Origin of the sequence: Methylobacterium sp. Leaf456 (assembly GCF_001425465.1) — a bacterium.
Taxonomy (GTDB): Bacteria; Pseudomonadota; Alphaproteobacteria; order Rhizobiales; family Beijerinckiaceae; genus Methylobacterium.
This window is the reverse complement of sequence record NZ_LMQV01000023.1, coordinates 147,569-165,626: the sequence shown is the minus strand read 5'-3', so window position 1 is coordinate 165,626 and position 18,058 is coordinate 147,569. Positions and strand designations below refer to the sequence as shown.

The 18,058-nt window shown below is 68.5% G+C and carries 13 protein-coding genes; 3 read left to right on the top strand and 10 right to left on the bottom strand.

All coding sequences use genetic code 11. The features are described 5' to 3' along the window. Positions 1 to 125: 125 nt before the first annotated feature. The 3 genes from ASG52_RS14310 to dnaK form a co-directional block, all read right to left on the bottom strand. Complete coding sequence (locus tag ASG52_RS14310; protein WP_056244253.1) at positions 126 to 785, bottom strand: class I SAM-dependent methyltransferase; 660 nt, start codon at positions 783 to 785, stop codon at positions 126 to 128. A gap of 270 nt (positions 786 to 1,055) precedes the next feature. Further along, entirely contained in the window at positions 1,056 to 2,213 is a 1,158-nt protein-coding gene (gene dnaJ / locus ASG52_RS14305) for a molecular chaperone DnaJ (protein WP_056244251.1), read from the bottom strand. A 232-nt stretch (positions 2,214 to 2,445) separates the two neighbouring features. After that, positions 2,446 to 4,362: a molecular chaperone DnaK gene (gene dnaK, locus ASG52_RS14300; protein ID WP_056244248.1), complete on the bottom strand. Its 1,917-nt coding sequence runs from the start codon at positions 4,360 to 4,362 to the stop codon at positions 2,446 to 2,448. Between the two features lie 425 nt (positions 4,363 to 4,787). Between dnaK and ASG52_RS14295 the strand changes: the two genes are divergently transcribed. The 3 genes from ASG52_RS14295 to ASG52_RS14285 all read left to right on the top strand — a co-directional run bounded on the left by ASG52_RS14295 (position 4,788) and on the right by ASG52_RS14285 (position 8,512). Further along, positions 4,788 to 5,765: a hypothetical protein gene (locus ASG52_RS14295; RefSeq protein WP_502691066.1), complete on the top strand. Its 978-nt coding sequence runs from the start codon at positions 4,788 to 4,790 to the stop codon at positions 5,763 to 5,765. 86 nt (positions 5,766 to 5,851) lie between these two features. After that, complete coding sequence (locus ASG52_RS14290; RefSeq protein ID WP_056244243.1) at positions 5,852 to 8,164, top strand: FdhF/YdeP family oxidoreductase; 2,313 nt, start codon at positions 5,852 to 5,854, stop codon at positions 8,162 to 8,164. Between the two features lie 54 nt (positions 8,165 to 8,218). After that, positions 8,219 to 8,512, top strand: coding sequence for an RNA polymerase sigma factor region1.1 domain-containing protein (locus tag ASG52_RS14285; protein ID WP_056244240.1), 294 nt, complete (start codon positions 8,219 to 8,221; stop codon positions 8,510 to 8,512). On the opposite strand, the gene recN is transcribed toward ASG52_RS14285, so the two are convergent. From recN to ftsA, 7 genes are all read right to left on the bottom strand, one after another. Beyond that, positions 8,509 to 10,212: a DNA repair protein RecN gene (gene recN, locus ASG52_RS14280; protein WP_056244237.1), complete on the bottom strand. Its 1,704-nt coding sequence runs from the start codon at positions 10,210 to 10,212 to the stop codon at positions 8,509 to 8,511. The two genes, ASG52_RS14285 and recN, sit on opposite strands and share 4 nt — an antisense overlap. A gap of 144 nt (positions 10,213 to 10,356) precedes the next feature. After that, positions 10,357 to 11,253: a DUF6492 family protein gene (locus tag ASG52_RS14275; protein WP_156383965.1), complete on the bottom strand. Its 897-nt coding sequence runs from the start codon at positions 11,251 to 11,253 to the stop codon at positions 10,357 to 10,359. A 243-nt stretch (positions 11,254 to 11,496) separates the two neighbouring features. Continuing rightward, entirely contained in the window at positions 11,497 to 12,198 is a 702-nt protein-coding gene (locus tag ASG52_RS14270; RefSeq protein ID WP_286159051.1) for a CatB-related O-acetyltransferase, read from the bottom strand. A 305-nt stretch (positions 12,199 to 12,503) separates the two neighbouring features. After that, entirely contained in the window at positions 12,504 to 13,382 is an 879-nt protein-coding gene (locus ASG52_RS14265; RefSeq protein ID WP_056244229.1) for an outer membrane protein assembly factor BamD, read from the bottom strand. Between the two features lie 165 nt (positions 13,383 to 13,547). Further along, positions 13,548 to 14,495, bottom strand: coding sequence for a UDP-3-O-acyl-N-acetylglucosamine deacetylase (gene lpxC / locus ASG52_RS14260; RefSeq protein WP_056244227.1), 948 nt, complete (start codon positions 14,493 to 14,495; stop codon positions 13,548 to 13,550). Between the two features lie 337 nt (positions 14,496 to 14,832). Beyond that, positions 14,833 to 16,617, bottom strand: coding sequence for a cell division protein FtsZ (ftsZ, locus tag ASG52_RS14255; RefSeq protein ID WP_056244224.1), 1,785 nt, complete (start codon positions 16,615 to 16,617; stop codon positions 14,833 to 14,835). A gap of 109 nt (positions 16,618 to 16,726) precedes the next feature. Next, complete coding sequence (gene ftsA, locus ASG52_RS14250; RefSeq protein ID WP_056244221.1) at positions 16,727 to 18,049, bottom strand: cell division protein FtsA; 1,323 nt, start codon at positions 18,047 to 18,049, stop codon at positions 16,727 to 16,729. Between the last annotated feature and the right edge of the window lie 9 nt (positions 18,050 to 18,058).

The following is an 18,058-nucleotide window of genomic DNA, read 5'->3' as shown; positions in this document are numbered from 1 at the left end:
TCGTCCGGCCGCCCGGTGGCGGCCTCGGATCGAGACGCTAGGAGCCCGGCCATGAACGGAGCCTGAGACGGATTCCGACAAACGGAAACAATTCTGGGGCGGATGAGGACGCCGCCGGGATCGTGTCAGGCGGTCGTCTTTGCCGTCATCTTGGCCGGCCGGCGGTAGACCCACACGCGGGCGGGCGGCAGGTTGAGCCACACGCGGTTGGAGCGGCTCGCCGTGTAGCTGCCGGCCTCGCAGCGGGCCGGAATCGGCGGCACCACGGCGTAGGTGAATTGCACGAAGGGCGCGTCCGGCTGCATCACGTCGTGGGCGTCCTGCAGCAGTTCCATCCGCTTCTCCAGCGGCTTGGTGAACAGCGGCAGGGAGGAGATGGTGGCGGCGCAAGGGGCGGTGACGATGCTGCCCAGCGTCTCGCGGATGCTGTAGGCGTCGCCCCGGATCACCGTGGTGCGGGGGAAGCGGCGGCGCAGCAGGGCGCAGAAATCCGGGTTGTACTCGACGAGGATCAGCCGCTCCTGCTCGAAGCCGCGCCGGATCAGCGCCTCGGTGACCGGGCCGGTGCCGGGGCCGAGTTCGATCACCGGGCCGGGCACCGACGGGTCGGCGTAGGAGGCCATGGTGCGGGCGAGCATCTTGCCCGAGGGGGTAACGGCGCCGGTGACGAGGGGGCGCTCGAACCACGAACGCAGGAAGCGGGCCTCGTCCTCCAGCGGATCGCGCCCCTCCCGCAGGCGGGTCGCGGCGACGGCTCGGGCGCTGGAACGGCGAAGCGGCGGCACGACCGGTGATCCTCGGATCAGGAGTGGAAGGACGGGGTGGAACCGCTCGCGGACCGCGTGCGGTGGCGAGAACCCGGCCAGGAGCCGGGGGCGACGCGCAAGCGCGCCGGATCGGAGCACGACCCGGCGGGGAGCGTTCTAGACGATGAAAACCCGCACCCCGTCAAGGCCGGCCTTCCTGTAGGGCGGAGACGCCCGCACATCGCCCGCGATGGGCGACCGGGTGCATAACCGGGTTGCATCCGCATTTGATCCCGGCTCTCGCGCGGGTCACGTCCGGCCCGCGCCGCTCACGAAGAAGTCACGGACCTTGGAGAAGAAGCCCGCGCTTTCCGGGTGATTCTCGTCGGAGGCCGACTGGTCGAACTCCTGCAGCAGCTCGCGCTGGCGCTTGGTCAGGTTCTGCGGCGTCTCGACCGAAACCTGGATGTACAGGTCGCCGACCTCGCGCGAGCGCAGCACCGGCATGCCCTTGCCCTTGATACGGAACTGCTTGGCGGTCTGGGTGCCGGCCGGGATGCGCACCTGCGTCTGCGAGCCGTCGATCACCGGCACGGTGATATCGCCCGAAAGCGCAGCGGTCACCATCGAGATCGGCACGCGGCAGAAGAGGTCGGCGCCGTCACGCTGGAAGAAGGTGTGCGGCTTGATCGAAAGGAAGACGTAGAGATCGCCCGCGGGTCCGCCGCGCAGGCCGCTCTCGCCCTCGCCGGCCAGCCGGATGCGCAGGCCGTCATCGACGCCCGCCGGCACGTTGATCGAGAGCGTGCGCTCGCGGTTGACCCGGCCGGCGCCGGAGCAGGCGGTGCAGGGGTCGTCCACCACTTCGCCACGGCCGTGGCAGTTCGGGCAGGTGCGCTCGATGGCGAAGAAGCCCTGCGCCGCCCGGACGCGCCCGTAGCCGCCACAGGTCGGGCAGGCGCGCGGCTTCGAGCCGGCCTTGGCGCCGGTGCCCGAGCAGACCTCGCAGGCGATGGAGGTCGGGATGCGGATCGTCTCGGTCTTGCCCGAGAATGCCTCTTCCAGGCTGATCTCGAGGTTGTAGCGCAGATCCGCGCCGCGCTCGCGCCCCGGCTGGCCGCGCCCGCGCGGGCCGGCCCCACCACCCGGCTGACCACGCCCGTCTCCGAAGAAATTCTCGAAGATATCCGACATGAAGTCGCCGAACTCGTTGCCGAATCCGGGTCCGCCCTGACCGCCCTGGCTGAAGGCGGCGTGGCCGAAGCGGTCGTAGGCCCCGCGCTTCTGGCCGTCGGAGAGGCACTGATAGGCCTCGTTGACTTCCTTGAACTTGATCTCGGCTTCCTTGTCGCCGGGATTGCGGTCCGGGTGATGGACCATGGCGAGCTTGCGGAAGGCGACCTTGAGTTCGCTTTCCGTAGCGGTCTTGGCGACGCCCAAGACTTCGTAATAGTCCCGCTTCGACATACCCGGCCTCTGGAGCCTCGTTCCTGCGCGTGGGCTGCGGCTGTTCCCAGCCGCGCCGCGCCTCCCGGTCCGGCCTGACGGCAGACTTCGAGAAACGACTGTCGCGTGTGGTGAGACGCCCCACACGGTTGATCCCCGAGCAGGGCCCGGGGATCAAGCCACCGCAGCGGCGTCGCGATCAAAATTTCGCCGGAAGCGGCACGTTCGCACCGCTCCCGGCCACCGCGCCGGATCAGGCGCGCTTCTTCTGGTCCTTGTCGTCGACCTCCTGGAAGTCGGCGTCGATGACGTCGTCCTTCTTCTCGGTCGACGCGGAGGCGCCCTCACCCGGCGCACCCTCGTTCTGCGAGGCGGCATACATCGCTTCACCCAGCTTCATCGAGGCCTGCATCAGGTCGTTGGTCTTGGCCTTGATGCCCTCGGCATCCTCGCCCTCCAAAGCGGTGCGGAGCGCGGTGATCGCGGACTCGATGGCGCCCTTGTCGGCGGCCGAGACCTTGTCGCCGTATTCCGACACCGACTTCTCGGTGGCGTGGATCAGGCTCTCGCCCTGGTTCTTCACCTCGACGAGTTCGCGGCGCTTCTTGTCGGCCTCGGCGTTGGCCTCGGCGTCCTTGACCATCTTCTCGATGTCCGCGTCCGAGAGGCCGCCGGAGGCCTGGATGCGGATCTGGTGCTCCTTGTTCGTCGCCTTGTCCTTGGCCGTGACGTTCACGATGCCGTTGGCGTCGATGTCGAAGGTCACCTCGATCTGCGGCATGCCGCGCGGGGCCGGCGGGATGCCCATCAGGTCGAACTGGCCGAGCAGCTTGTTGTCGGCCGCCATCTCGCGTTCGCCCTGGAAAACCCGGATCGTGACCGCGTTCTGATTGTCCTCGGCCGTCGAGAAGACCTGGGACTTCTTCGTCGGGATCGTGGTGTTGCGGTCGATCAGGCGGGTGAACACGCCGCCCAGCGTCTCGATGCCGAGGGAGAGCGGGGTGACGTCGAGGAGCAGCACGTCCTTCACGTCGCCCTGAAGCACGCCGGCCTGGACCGCGGCGCCGATGGCGACGACCTCGTCCGGGTTGACGCCCTTGTGGGGCTCCTTGCCGAAGAACGCCTTCACGACCTCCTGCACCTTGGGCATGCGGGTCTGGCCGCCGACGAGCACCACCTCGTCGATCTCGGAGGCCGAGACGCCGGCATCCTTGAGCGCCTTGCGGCACGGCTCGATCGTGCGCTGGACGAGGTCGTCGACCAGAGACTCGAACTTGGCTCGGCTGAGCTTCAGCGCCAGATGCTTCGGGCCCGAGGCATCGGCGGTGATGTAGGGCAGGTTGATCTCGGTCTGGGTGGCCGAGGACAGCTCGATCTTGGCCTTCTCGGCGGCCTCCTTGAGGCGCTGGAGGGCGAGCTTGTCCTTGGTCAGGTCGATGCCCTGCTCCTTCTTGAACTCGGCGGTCAGGTACTCGACCACGCGGTTGTCGAAATCCTCGCCGCCGAGGAAGGTGTCGCCGTTGGTGGACTTCACCTCGAACACGCCGTCGCCGATCTCGAGGATCGACACGTCGAAGGTGCCGCCGCCGAGGTCGTAGACCGCGATGGTGCCGGCCTTCTTCTTGTCGAGGCCGTAGGCGAGCGCTGCCGCCGTCGGCTCGTTGATGATGCGCAGCACTTCGAGGCCGGCGATCTTGCCGGCGTCCTTGGTGGCCTGGCGCTGGGCGTCGTTGAAGTAGGCCGGGACCGTGATGACGGCCTGCGTCACCGGCTGACCGAGATGCGACTCGGCGGTCTCCTTCATCTTCTGAAGGGTGAAGGCGGAGATCTGCGAGGGCGAGTACTTCTTGCCGTCGGCCTCGACCCAGGCGTCGCCGTTGTCGCCCTTGGCGATGTTGTAGGGGACGAGCCCCTTGTCCTTCTGCGTCAGCGGATCGTCGTAGGTGCGGCCGATCAGGCGCTTGATCGCGAAGAACGTCCGCTCCGGATTGGTCACGGCCTGCCGCTTGGCCGGCTGGCCGACGAGGCGCTCCCCGTCGTCGGTGAAGGCGACGATGGACGGCGTGGTGCGGGCGCCTTCCGCATTTTCGATGACCCTCGGCTGCGTGCCTTCCATGACGGCCACGCAGGAATTGGTGGTTCCGAGGTCGATACCGATCACTTTACCCATGGTGGGATCCCTCTGTTCGCTGTTTCAAGCAGACCGCCGAGCCCCGAAGCAGCTCGACCCATGGCGGTACAAAACTTCCAGGCTTGAGAACGGGATGGATCCGAAGCGCGTCGCCTGGGCAGGCGGCGCTTCCAAGGCCTCGTCCCGTGTCTCGGCGCATATAAGAAGACGGCTACGCCGCCGCAAGAACGAGGGAGGACGCGCGAACCCCATCCCACAATCCTGTGTTCCGCGGGACTTTTTGCGGACCGGACGCGCGGAAGGCAGCCCTTCCCCGTTGCCAGGCTGCCACGCCCGCGCCACGGGTGGCGTGCTAGAGAGCGTGAAGATTCCCTCAACGACCGGCCCCGAGCCAGGATCGCGAAAGCCTGATGCGACTGCCCGACTCGTTCAGTCCCGCCGCACGGCCCACCCGCTTCCGGCGCATGGCCGCGGCCGGCCTCGTCTGCCTCGTCGCGCTCAGCCCCGCCGGAGCCCAGGCCCAAAACTTTTTCGAGGAGCTGTTCGGGATCGGTAAGGCGGCCAAGCCCCCGCCGCCGCCGCGCAACGTGCCCGTCCAGCCGCCGCCCGCCGCCGTTCCGGGCGAGCCCGGTGCGCCGGCCCTGCCCGGCGAGGGCGCCGAGACGCGGCCGACCGCGCCTGCCGTGCCGCGCCAGCCGGTGGTGCTCAAGGTGCCGGCCGAGGACAACGTCGTCGGCCAGGACCTGCTGCTCAACGGCCTCACCGGTGCGCTCAAGATCGAGAAGGCGGGCGCGGGCTACACCGCCCTGATGACGCTGCCGGGCACCAAGGTCTCGCAGCCGACCGAGGCCTGCTCGGTCAAGCTCAGCGCCGGCAAGCCGGTGGCGCTGACGGCGGAGGGCCGATCGCAGGGCGTGTCGCGCTTCTCGGCGAACGCACCGGAATGCCCGCTCAAGCTCGAAGTGCTCGACGGCAGCGTGCTGGCGACGCCGCTCGGCGACAAGGTCTGCACCTTCACGGCGCAGGATTGCGCCACGACGCCGACCGGCCTGTGGGGGCCGGGCGCGGCGACGCTGATCCCGCAGGCGGGCGAACTCGACACGGCCCGCGGCGTCGCCGACAAGGCGGTCCGCGACAACTTCAAACTGATGACCCAACGGGCCCGCGGCCAGGACGTCCGGCCGATCGTGCAGGAGCAGGCGGCCTTCTCCTCCGACCGCGAGCAGGCCTGCCGCACCTATGCCCGCGAGGGCGCGCACGGCTATTGCCACGTGCGCTACACCGAGGCGCGGGCGATCGCGCTCGCCGCGCGGCTCGGCGCCAACACCGCGAGCCCGACGGCGTCGAACACCCCCGCGCCCCGCCCGCGCCGGCCCAAGCCCGCGGTCGATGGGGTGAATCCCGACGCGGCCGGCGGCGGCGATCCGTTCGGCGAGCAATAATTGCCCGGCTCGCGTCACCGCGGGCCGGAACTCCGGTTTCGCCAGTTCCGTTCCGCCGAGGTTCCCCGGAACCCCGCGAGCGCCCCATGCCCGACCAGAAGATCGAAGCCTACACCGACCCCGCCGGCGGCTGGGGCTCGGCCCGGTCGCTCGTCGACATCCTGACGCGTGAGGAAATCCCGGTCACCGGCGCGGCGATGCTGCTGAAGCAGAACAAGCCCGGTGGCTTCATGTGCGTGTCCTGCGCGTGGTCGAAGCCGGCCAAGCCCGCGACCTTCGAGTATTGCGAGAACGGCGCCAAGGCGACCGCCTGGGAACAGACCCGCAAGCGCATCGGCCCCGACTTCTTCGAGCGCCACACCGTCACCGAACTGCTGACGTGGTCGGATTACGCGCTGGAGGAGAAAGGCCGGATCACCCACCCCTTACGCTACGACCCGCAGCGCGACCGTTACGTCCCGGTCGCCTGGGAGGAGGCGTTTGCCGAGATCGGCCGCGAGTTGAAGGGGTTCGATCCGAAATCGGTGGTGTTCTACGCCTCGGGCCGGGCCTCGCTGGAGACGAGCTACATGTACGCGCTGTTCGCGCGGATGTACGGCACCAACAACCTGCCCGACTCCTCCAATATGTGCCACGAATCGACCTCGAAAGCCCTGCCGCAATCGATCGGCGTGCCGGTCGGGACGACGGTGCTGGAGGATTTCGAGGCGACCGACCTGATCCTGTTCTTCGGGCAAAACGTCGGCTCGAATGCGCCGCGGATGCTGCATCCGCTGCAGGAGGCTCGCCGCCGGGGCGTGCCGATCATCACCTTCAACCCCCTGCGGGAGCGCGGCCTGGAGCGCTTCACCAACCCGCAATCGCCCGTCGAGATGCTGACGAAATCCTCGACGCAGATCTCGACCCAGTACCATCAGGTGAAGGCGGGCGGCGACATCGCGGCGATCGCGGGCATCTGCAAGGCGCTGTTCGCGGCCGACCGGGAGGCGCAAGCCGAAGGACGCCCGCGCGTTCTCGACACCGCCTTCATCGCCGAGCACACCCACGGCCTCGAGAAGTTCGAAAAATTCTGCGACCGGCTCGATTGGGCGGCGATCGAGCACAAATCCGGCCTCAAGCGCGAGGGGCTAGAGGCGGCCGCCGCCGTCTATGCGCGGGCGCAGGCCGTGATGGGCATCTACGGCATGGGCCTGACCCAGCACCGCCGCGGCACCGAGACGGTGCAGATGCTGGTCAACCTGCTGCTGCTGCGCGGCCATATCGGCCGGCCCGGCGCCGGCATCTGCCCGGTGCGGGGGCACTCGAACGTGCAGGGGCAGCGCACCGTCGGCATCGCCGACGATCCCGAACTCGTGCCGCTCGACAAGCTGAAGGACCTCTACGGCTTCGAGCCGCCGCGGGAGAAGGGCCTCAACACGGTGGAGGCCTGCGAGGCGATCCTGGAGGGCAAGGTTAAGGCCTTCATCGGCCTCGGCGGGAACTTCGTCCGCGCGGTGCCGGACACGAAGCGCATGGAGGAGGCGTGGCGCGGCCAGCGGCTGACGGTGCAGATCTCGACCAAGCTGAACCGCTCGCACCTCGTCAACGGCGCCATCGCCTACATCCTGCCCTGCCTCGGGCGGATCGAGGTGGACGAGCAGCGCAGCGGCCCGCAGGCGGTGTCGATGGAGGATTCGACCTCCTGCTTCCACGGCTCGAAGGGCGTGGCGAACCCGATCAGCGACCATGTCCGCTCCGAGCCCTGGATCGTGGCCGAACTCGCCAAGGTGACGCTGGCACCGAACCCGCAGCTCGATTGGGACGCCTGGGTCGGCGATTACGCCAAGGTCCGCGACGCCATCGAGGCGACCTACCCCGACAAATTCAAGGACTTCAACGCGCGTCTGTTCGAGCCCGGCGGCCAGCACAAGCCGGTCGCCGCCCGCGAGCGCAAGTGGGAGACCGACACCGGCAAGGCCAACTTCGTCGTACCGCCGGACGGGCTGGAGGAGGACCCGGACATGCCGGCCCGCGGGCACGACGTGATCGACCTCATCACGCTGCGCTCGAACGACCAGTTCAACACCACGGTCTACGGCTACCACGACCGCTTCCGCGGCGTGAAAGGCACCCGCGACATCCTGTTCATGAACGAGAACGACATCGCCCGCCTGGGACTGACCGACGGCGAGACGGTGGACGTCGCCACCGACGCCTCCGACGGGTTCGACCGCACAGTGCGCGGCCTGCGCATCGTCCGCTATGACATCCCCGAGGGCAATTGCGGCGGCTACTACCCGGAGCTCAACGTGCTGATCCCGCTCTGGCACCACGACATCCAGGCCAAGGTGCCGGCCGCGAAGGCGATTCCGGTGCGGGTGACCCGCTCAGCCATGCAGGGCGCGACTGAAGGGGTCTGACGACGGGGCCGGATCGGACTCGACGCCGGCCCGCGCCGGTCCATATTCCGCCACATGGATGGACCGGACGGAGCCCATGCGCGGCGGCAGGCGATCATCGACCGCCTGCTCAGCGACGCCTTGCGCCCGGCGGGCGGGGTCGTGCTGCCGAGCCACGACGCCCTGCCGGCCGACATCCGCATGACCGTGGATCGGCTGCTGGCCAAGGCGGACGCGGAGCGCCGCCGCTCGCTGACCTACGACGACCTCGAAGAGGCGCTGCCGCCGCGCGACGTGACGGCCGACGACCTCGAAGCGATTTTCTGGGTGCTGGCCGAGTACGGGATCGAGCTGGACGAGGGCGATTAGCCCTCCGCCCCCTGCAACAGCCGCGCGGCCGCGGCGCGGGCCTCGTCGGTGATGGTGGCGCCGGCGAGCATGCGAGCGATCTCTTCCCGGCGGGCCTCCGCGGCGAGGCCGACGACGCGGGTGGTAACGCGCTCCTCGGCCCTGCCCTTTGTCGCGCCCTTGCCATTCCCCTTCACACTATCCTTGGCGATGCGGAAATGCGTGCCGGCGCGGGCGGCGACCTGGGGAGCATGCGTCACCGCCACCACCTGGACCTGTGCGGCGAGCCGCCCGAGCCGGGCGCCAATGGCGTCGGCGACCGCGCCGCCGAGGCCGGTGTCGATCTCGTCGAAGATCAGCGTCGGGGCCGAGCCCTTGCCGGCGAGCACCACCTTCAGCGCCAGCATGAAGCGCGACAGCTCGCCGCCGGAGGCGACCTTCATCATCGGGCCGGCGCGGGTGCCCGGATTGGTCTGCGCCCAGAACTCGACCCGCTCGGTGCCGGCGGCGTCGCGCGAGGCCTCGTCCACACTGATCTGGGTGATGAAGCGGGCGCCCTCCAGCTTCAGCGGCGGCAGCTCGGCCTGCACCGCGGCGTCGAGCGCCTTGGCGGCGCGTCGGCGCCCGTCGCCAAGTTTCTTCGCCGCCGCGGCGTAGGCGACTTCGGCCGCATTCTGCTCGGCTTCCAGCCCGGAGAGCGCCTTCTCACCGGCATCGAGCGCGGCGACGTCGGCGTCGTAGCGGCTGCGCAGGTCGGCGAGGTCGTCGGCCGGCACCGCGTACTTGCGCGAGGCGGCGCGGAGCGCAAACAGGCGCTCCTCCACCCGCTCCAACTCGCGCGGATCGAACTCGGCGGCGAGCACCGCCGCGTCGAGCGCCGTGCGGGCCTCGTCCAGCGCCGTCAGCGCCGCGTCGAGGGCCAGGATGCTTGGCTCGACGAGGCTCGGCACGGTGGCGGCGCGGCGTTCCAGCTTGCGCACGGCGGAGGAGAGATGGGGTACCATCGAGCCCGAGCCGCCGACGAGGTCGAGCGCCTCGTTCAGCTCGCGCGCGACCTTCTCCCCCTGCTGCATCAGGGTACGACGCTCGGCCAGACTAGCCTCCTCGCCGCCTTGCGGATCGAGGGCGCCGAGTTCCTCCACCGCGTGGCGCAGGAAATCGGCCTCCTTCTGCGCCGCCTCGACGCGGGCGCGCTGCTCGGTGAGCGCCGTGCGGGCCGCGCGCACGCGCTTGGCCGACGCCGCGACCGCCGCGAGCGGGCCCTGGAGGCCGCCGAAGGCGTCGAGGATGGCGCGGTGGGTGGTCGGGTCGGCCAGCGCCCGGTCGTCGTGCTGGCCGTGGATTTCCACGAGCGCGGTGCCGATCGCCCGCATGGTCTGCACGCCGACCGGCTGGTCGTTGACGAAGGCGCGGGTGCGCCCGTCGGCGAACTGCATGCGGCGCAGGATCAGGTCGCCGTCGGTGTCGATCTCGGCCGAAGCCGCGATGGTGCGGGCGGGGTGATCCAGGGCTACGTCGAACACCGCGGTGACGCCGCCCTGCGCCTCGCCGTGGCGCACGAGCCCGCCGTCGCCGCGCCCGCCGAGGGCCAGGGCGAAGGCGTCGAGCAGGATCGACTTGCCCGCGCCGGTCTCGCCGGTGAGCACGGTGAGCCCCCCGGAGAAGGTCAGGTCGAGCTTGTCGATCAGAACGATGTCGCGGATCGCGAGCTGGACGAGCATGCCGCGGCGCCGGTCTCTTCGATGACGGGTTTACTGTCGGATCGTTTATCCAGAAGGCACGCCGAGTTCACGCCCAAAATGCGATTTCGCCGATCCCCCTCTCCGCTCCCCTCGCGGGGCAGCCGAGCGGGCGATCGCAAACCGTCAGGCATGCTGCCAAGCCGCTCTCACGCGAGCGTCGATGACATCGAAGTCGATCTCATAGGCCATGATGCTCTGAAGCACCAAAAAATAGCCCCTGCTTTCGCCACTGAATGCCTTCGCCGGATCCCAATTCGGTATTGATCCTTGTACCCAGATGCTTTGATCCATGCAGTGCAACGGCTGGGCGCCCGGCTCCGGAGCAAAATGATGATCGAGGAACAGATTTTCAGCGCTGGAAAAAATGTCATAGAGTGAATATTCAGTCCAATAATGATTGTCTCTTTTGTCAAAGACAGACAGAAGAAATTCGACCCATGACTGCCCAGGATACATGGAGTTGATTTTCTCGGACAATGCGACGAGAATTTCTTTGGCCAGTATTTCCGGCGTCACGAAAAGTCGCGGCTCGCCAAAGTTGACGGTGGCGATATCCGCCTGTAGAACCTTGGCCGAATTGACGTACCACGGGTAATTTTTTGGATAGGCAAAAAACTCCGTCAAGGCCTTTCCATTTTTTATCAGGGCGTCCTTCGATATCGACTTGCAACAGCAGATATCCGAGTCCAGTATCAGATAGTAATCACTCGTCGAAATCCTGAATGCACTTAGTTTGATGAGCATTTGCTTTGCAATGCCGTACCCGTCGGGCGCATTCGCAATGGCCGCATCAAGCTCGCTTTCTTTCAGAAATGAGAGACGGACATTCTTCAGATTGGCCCGTCCAAGCAACTGATCTTGGATGCTCGCCAGCTCATGATCTGGGGTGACGATGAAAAGAGGAAGTGCCTCGCCAGACCAAAATTTCTCTAGCGAGTCGATCAGAAGTTTAGCTCGATCGATATTTCTTCTAACTTTTTCATGATCGCTGATCGGAAGGATCGCGCTGATCGTGCACATGCCGAGCATTCCCTTGGCGCCTCAATGCTCATCCAAAGGCGCGTCACCTGTTTTCGGCCTAGCACGAACGCATGAGCCTGACAAATAGGCACTTATCCAATAATCGGACACATATTTTTCGAGCGAATACACAAGAAGTTCGGCACCCCACCTTCATCCCGGCATGTTCGAGCCGGACGTCGCAGGCATCGAGGCAGCCCGGTATTCCGCCGAAGCGCCTTGGATCGGAGCGGACGGTTCCGTTCAGACGATCTTGGACAAGCGAACCAGCCCCGGCTTGTAAGGCGCCGTCTCGGCGACGCGGCCCTCCAGAAGATCGATCGATTCGGCCGGGCGCGACAAATCGATGCCTTCGAGCTGCCAGGGCGCCAGCGTCCACCATTTCGAGGCGAGCAGACGCGCGATCAGCGCCTCGTCGAAGCGATAGCGGGCGATCCGGGCCGGATTGCCGACGACGACGGCGTAGGGGGGAACGTCGCGCGTCACGACCGCATGGGCGCCGACGATGGCGCCGGTACCGATCCTGACGCCCGGTCGGATGTAGGCGCGATGGCCGACCCAGACATCGTTTTCGATCACGATGGTCCTGCCCTGCACGAAGGGTGCGGCGCCCGTCGTGTCCGGTCGGAAGGCGTGGTAGGCCTCGGCCTCCGCGAAGTCGCGGCCGACATCGAGAATATCCTCGCGCAGGTAGAAGAACGGCGACGTGCTCAGCCAAGCGATCGAATGATCGCCGCGGCCCATCTGCACTTCCTCTCCGATCGACACGTAGCGGCCGATCGTGACGTTGTTGAAGTGCCCCGATACGCCATAGCTGAAGCTGCCGATGGAGATCCGGCCGAGGACGTCCATCCACTTGATGGAGCAGGGTGGCTCGAACACGCTGTCGGAGGGCAGGGTCCTGACGTCGGGCGGCAAGAGCGTATCGACACCGAGGGCGTGCAACTTCGCCTTCAGCTCGGCGGTGACGACGTAAGGCCCGCCCGACCGCACGGGCGGAGGCGCTTTCGGCGGCGGGGCGGGAACCGGAGAGACCTCCGGTGCCGGCACAGGGGCTGCCGCCGGTCGAGCGAGCGGGGGAAGGAGGCCGATCTTCCGCAACAACCGCTTCGTTCTACGCACGAGCATGCGAGATCCACGTCATCGGCGGATTGTCGCCGCGCCGTCTTCCTTGCGAGGAGGCCGAGACACGACTGGTCTCGCCATCGCCTTTACGGTGTGCCTCGCCCGCGCTCTGCGGCAGCCGCGCCTCAATTGGCCGAGGCGGTCTTCTGGCCGGCGATGGTGCGGAAGGCGCGGCTCAGCCAGGAGCCCTTCTCCTCGCGGGGCTCCAGGCCGCCGGTCTGCAGGAGCGCGTAGGCGTCCTTGTACCAGGGGCTGTCCGGGAAGTTGTGTCCGAGCACGGCGGCGGCGTTCTGCGCCTCGGCGGTGATGCCGAGCGCCATGTAGGCCTCGACCAGGCGCTCCAGCGCCTCCTCGGTGTGGCGGGTGGTCTGGTACTTCGAGATCACGTCGCGGAAGCGGTTGATCGCCGCCGGGAACGAGCGCTTCTCGAGATAGAAGCGGCCGATCTCCATCTCCTTGGCCGCGAGCTGGTCGCGGGTGATCTGGATCTTGGCCTTGGCGTCGGCGGCGTATTCGGAGTTCGGGTATTTCTGGACGAGTTCCGTGAGGGCCACGAGGGCGCGCTCGGAGCGTTCCTGATCGCGGGTCGCGTCGGGGATCTGCTTATACTGCGACATCGCCATCAGGTACTGGGCGTAGGCCGCATCCTTGCTGGCGGGATGGCGCTGGAGGTAGCGCTTCGAGGCGGTGATCGCGTCGTCGTACTTCGCGCCCTCGTAGTTCGAGTAGGCGGTCATCAGCAGCGCTTTGCGCGACCAGTCGGAGTAGGAATACTGCTTGTCGAGCTGGTCGAAGGACTTCGAGGCGCCATCGTAGTCGCGGTCCTCCATCTTGGCGAGGCCGTCGCTGTAGAGCTTGTCGGCCGGCGTATCGGCGACCACCTCGGGCTTGTACTTCTCGGCGAACAGGTTGCTCGGATCGAGGGCGTCGCAGCCGCCGAGGCCGGCGCCGAGGCCGAGGAGCACGGCCACCATCGCGCCACGGGTCGGGAAGGTCAGAGGCATCGCGGTCAAATCCCTGTCAGGCACGGGCCACTCGAAAGAGCGGCACGCGTCCTACGCGCAGGCTCTAGCGTTGAGGTCCGATTCTGGCGCGAAAGCGGCAGGTTCCCACGAGACGTTAAGGAATCCCGTGCAACGCGCCGGAGCGGCGGACCTGTGTCTTGGCGGTTACAGTTCGGCGGCGAAGGCGGCGAGACCGAGGGCGGTGCCGTACTCGGCCCGCGCGGGCTCGCGGCGGGTACCCTGGCCCTCGACGATGGCGTAGTTCGCGCGGTCGGCGAACAGGGCCGCGAGAATGCCGACATTCATGCGGTGGCCGCCGCAATAGGAGCGGTAGGCGCCCTGGATCGGCAGGCCGGCGAGCGCGAGGTCGCCGACGGCGTCGAGGAACTTGTGGCGGACGAACTCGTCCGGGAAGCGCAGACCCTCGGGGTTGACCACCGCGGTCTCGCCGACGGCGACCGTGTTGTCGAGGGAGGCGCCGAGCGCGAAGCCGGCCTTCCAGTAGCGCTCCACGTCCTTCATCATGCCGAAGGTACGGGCGCCCGCGATCTCCTTGCGGTAGGCGGCCGGCGTCAGGTCCATCGCCTTGCGCGAGCGGCCGATTACCGGGGATTCGAAGTCGATCTCCACGTCGAGGCGGAAGCCGCGGTCGAGCGGGCGGAGTTCGGCGAAGGCGCGGCCCTGCTCGATCCGGACCGGCTGGAGCACCTTGATCCAGCGGCGCGGGGCGCCGCAGGTCGCGACGCCGACGCTGTCGATGGCCTGGACGAAGAGGCGGGCGCTGCCGTCGAGGATCGGCATCTCGGGGCCGTCGATCTCGACCAGAGCGTTGTCGATGCCGAGCCCGTAGAGGGCGGACATCAGGTGCTCGATGGTGGCGACGGCGCCGGTCTCGTTGTCACCGATGACGGTGCAGAGCTCGGTGGCGGAGACGCAGGCGTAGTGGGCCTTGATGAGCCGGTCGTTGCCGGTGGGCGTGCCCGTGCGGAGGAAGGCGATACCGTGGTTGGCGGGGGCGGGATGGAGCGTGATCTCCGCCGGGTTCCCGGAGTGGACGCCGATGCCGGTGAGGGCCACGGACGCCTTGATGGTTGTTTGTTGGTTCGTCCGCATACCTTAGCCCTCGGCCAGGATCCTTCGCGCGACCCCTTGTGGAGGCACGATGCGTGAAGTCCGTCCGCTGCTTGAAGCCCCTGCGAGCGCTCCGGCTGTGACCGCCGTTCGCGCCTTTCGTCGTTCCGGAGAGGTGTATAGCTGCGGCGCACACCTCGGCCAAATCACGGATTCTTACGATCTGTTACAGCCACGGTTTCGCCACGATCCTTGAAAAGCCTATTACTGCCAATGCGTTAACAACGCACTAAACCCGGAACCTTACGGTTCCGGGTCTGTGGCCGAAATGTCCCAGTGACGGCTGACGCGTGGCGTCAGCCCATCAGGACGAGGCGCCTCAGTTCGCCTGACGGCGCAGGAAGGCCGGGATTTCGAGCTGATCGTCCTCCATCATCCGCGGCGGCAGGGCGCGACCCTGCGGGTCGAGGTTGCCGGCGGCAGGGCGGTATTGCGGCGCCTGGGGAGCCGGCGCGCGGACCGCGTGCTCGACGCGGGGAGCCGGGATCGACGGGGCCGGGGCGGCGGCGCGGGGGGCCGGCATCGGGGCGGCCTCGGCCTCCTCGCGGCGTCCGCCGAAGCCGACGGTGGCGAGGCGGCGCAGCAGGGTCATCCGCTTGGAGTCCGGGGCGGGCTCCGCCGCCTGCTCGTCGCCGCGGCTCTTGAGGATCTGCGCCTGGGTATGGGGCGGCAGGTCCGAGATCTGCGGCATGCGCGGCGGGCGGGCGAGCTGCGGACGCGGCGGCACGTAGGGGCCGGCGCCGAGCGGCGCGGCGTCCTGCACCGGGGCGGCCGGGGCCGGCGTCTCGTAGGCCGGGGCGGCGACGCGGGCCGGCGCCTGGGTCAGCATCACGTCGTGGTGGTGCATCATCGGGGCCGGCTCGGGCCGGAACGTGTCGGCGCGAAAGGTCTCGGCACGCATCGGCTCGGGGGCGACCGCCTCCGGCATCGCCGGACGCGGGGCGGGCACGGCTTCCGCGGCCCGCACCGGCTCGGGGGCCGGACGCTGGGCGTGGAGCGGGGCGGCGGTGGGGCTCGCGGGCGACAGGGCGGCGGACGCGCGGGCGCGGGCCTCGGCGCGCAGGCGTTCGGCCACCTCGGCGATGCGCTGCTCGGTCTGGGCGATCTCCGGGTTGTTGGGCGAATCGGCCGAGATCAGCGCCGGCTCGATGCCGGTGGCGACCACCGACACGCGGATGATGCCGTCGAGGCTCTCGTCGAAGGTGGCGCCGAGGATGATGTTGGCGTCCTGATCCACTTCCTCGCGGATGCGGGTGGCGGCCTCGTCGAGTTCGTACAGCGTCAGGTCCGAGCCGCCGGTGATCGAGATCAGCAGGCCGCGGGCGCCCTTCATCGACACCTCGTCGAGGAGCGGGTTGGCGATGGCGGCTTCCGCGGCGCGGTTGGCGCGGTTCTCGCCCGAGGCTTCACCGGTGCCCATCATCGCCTTGCCCATGCCGCGCATGATCGCGCGCACGTCGGCGAAGTCGAGGTTGATCAGGCCTTCCTTGACCATGAGGTCGGTGATGCAGGCCACACCCGAATAGAGCACCTGGTCGGCCATCGCGAAGGCGTCGGCGAAGGTGGTCTTCTCGTTGGCGACGCGGAACAGGTTCTGGTTCGGGATGACGATGAGCGTGTCGACCGCCGCCTGAAGCTCCTGGATGCCGGCCTCGGCCGTGCGCATCCGGCGCATGCCCTCGAACTGGAACGGCTTCGTCACGACGCCGACCGTGAGGATGCCCATGTCGCGGGCCGCGCGGGCGATGACCGGGGCCGCGCCGGTGCCGGTGCCGCCGCCCATGCCGGCGGTGATGAAGCACATATGCGCGCCGGACAGCTGGTCGCGGATCTCGTCGATCACCTCTTCGGCGGCGGCCGAGCCGACCTCAGGGTGCGAGCCCGCGCCGAGGCCCTGCGTGACGCCGATGCCCATCTGGATGACGCGCTCGGCCTTCGAGGAGGTGAGCGCCTGGGCGTCGGTGTTGGCCACGACGAACTCGCAGCCGAGGAGCCCCGACTCGATCATGTTGTTGACGGCGTTGCCGCCCGCGCCGCCGACGCCGAAGACGGTGATGCGGGGCTTGAGCTCGCGGATGTCGGGAGCCTGAAGAGAAATGGCCATGGTGGTCGTGCCCTTCGTGACTGCTTGAAAGATTGTCTGATCGACGCCCTGAGGACGCCTGCCCTGTTCTTTTCCCCGCCCTTCACCTTTCGGCCGGGCGGGCCGTTTTTCAGAAGCTCTCGCGGATCCAGCGACCGACCCGCGAAAAGTATCCGTCCGTTCCCGTGCCGGCGAAGGCGCCCTGCCCCCGCGGCTCGAAATGCTCCGCATGCGCGACCTGCGGGTAGACCAGCATGCCGACCGCGGCCGAGAAGGCGGGGCCCTTGGCGGCTTCCGGCAGGCCGCGGATGCCGAGCGGGCGACCGATGCGGACCTGTCCCTGGAGGATGCGCCGGGCCGTCTCCGGCAGGCCGACGAGCTGGCTCGCGCCGCCCGTGAGGATGACGCGGCGCCCGGCCTGGGCGCCGAAGCCGGCGCCCCGCAGGCGGTCGCGCACGAGTTCGAGCACTTCCTCGACCCGCGGCTTGACGATCCGCACGAGCTGCGAGCGCGGCACGTGGGAGGGGGCCTCGCCCTCGTCCTCGCCGACGCCGTGGACCGCGATCATGTCGCGCTCGTCGGACGGCGTGGCGATGGCCGAGCCGTAGAGGGTCTTGAGCCGCTCGGCGACCGAGACGCGGGTCGAGAGGCCGCGGGCGATGTCCATGGTGACGTGGTGCCCGCCGACCGCGACGGCGTCGCAATGGACGAGGTGCCCGCCGGTGAACACGCCGACGCTGGTGGTGCCGCCGCCCATGTCCACGACGACGCAGCCGAGTTCGGCCTCGTCGTCGACGAGCGCCGAGAGGCCGGCGGCGTAGGGGGTGGCGATCACGGCATCGACGCCGAGATGGCAATGCTCCACCGCGAGCATCAGGTTGCGGGCGGCGGCCGCCTCCGCGGTGACGACGTGGAGATCGACGCCGAGCGCGTCGCCGACCATGCCCGAGGGATCGATCACCGCCCCCTGGCCGTCCAGCGCGTAGCCGGTCGGCAGGGCGTGGAGCACGGCGCGGCCGGGGCTGACGCCGTGGGCGCTCGCGGTCTCCAGCACGCGCTCGACGTCGGCGCCGGTGACGGTGCCGGAGCGGACGTTCACCCGCGCCTCGAAATGCTGCGAGGCGAGGCGCCCGCCGGAGATGTTGACGATGACCGACTGGACCTCGGCCTTGGCCATCCGCTCGGCGGCGTGGACCGCGTGCCGGATCGCGCCCTCGGCGGCTTCGAGATCGACGATGGCGCCGCCCTTCAGCCCGAGCGAGCGCTGATGGCCGATGCCGATGATGCGGGCGAGGTGCGTGCGGCCCCGCAGGGTCGAGACCGCCTCGGCCGGCTGCAACTCGGCGATGAGGCACACGACCTTGCTGGTGCCGATGTCGAGCACCGACATCGTCGCGCTCCGCCGGGCGGAGAGCGGCTTCAGGCGCGGCGTGAGGCAGTGGGGGGTCTGCATCGGACGCTA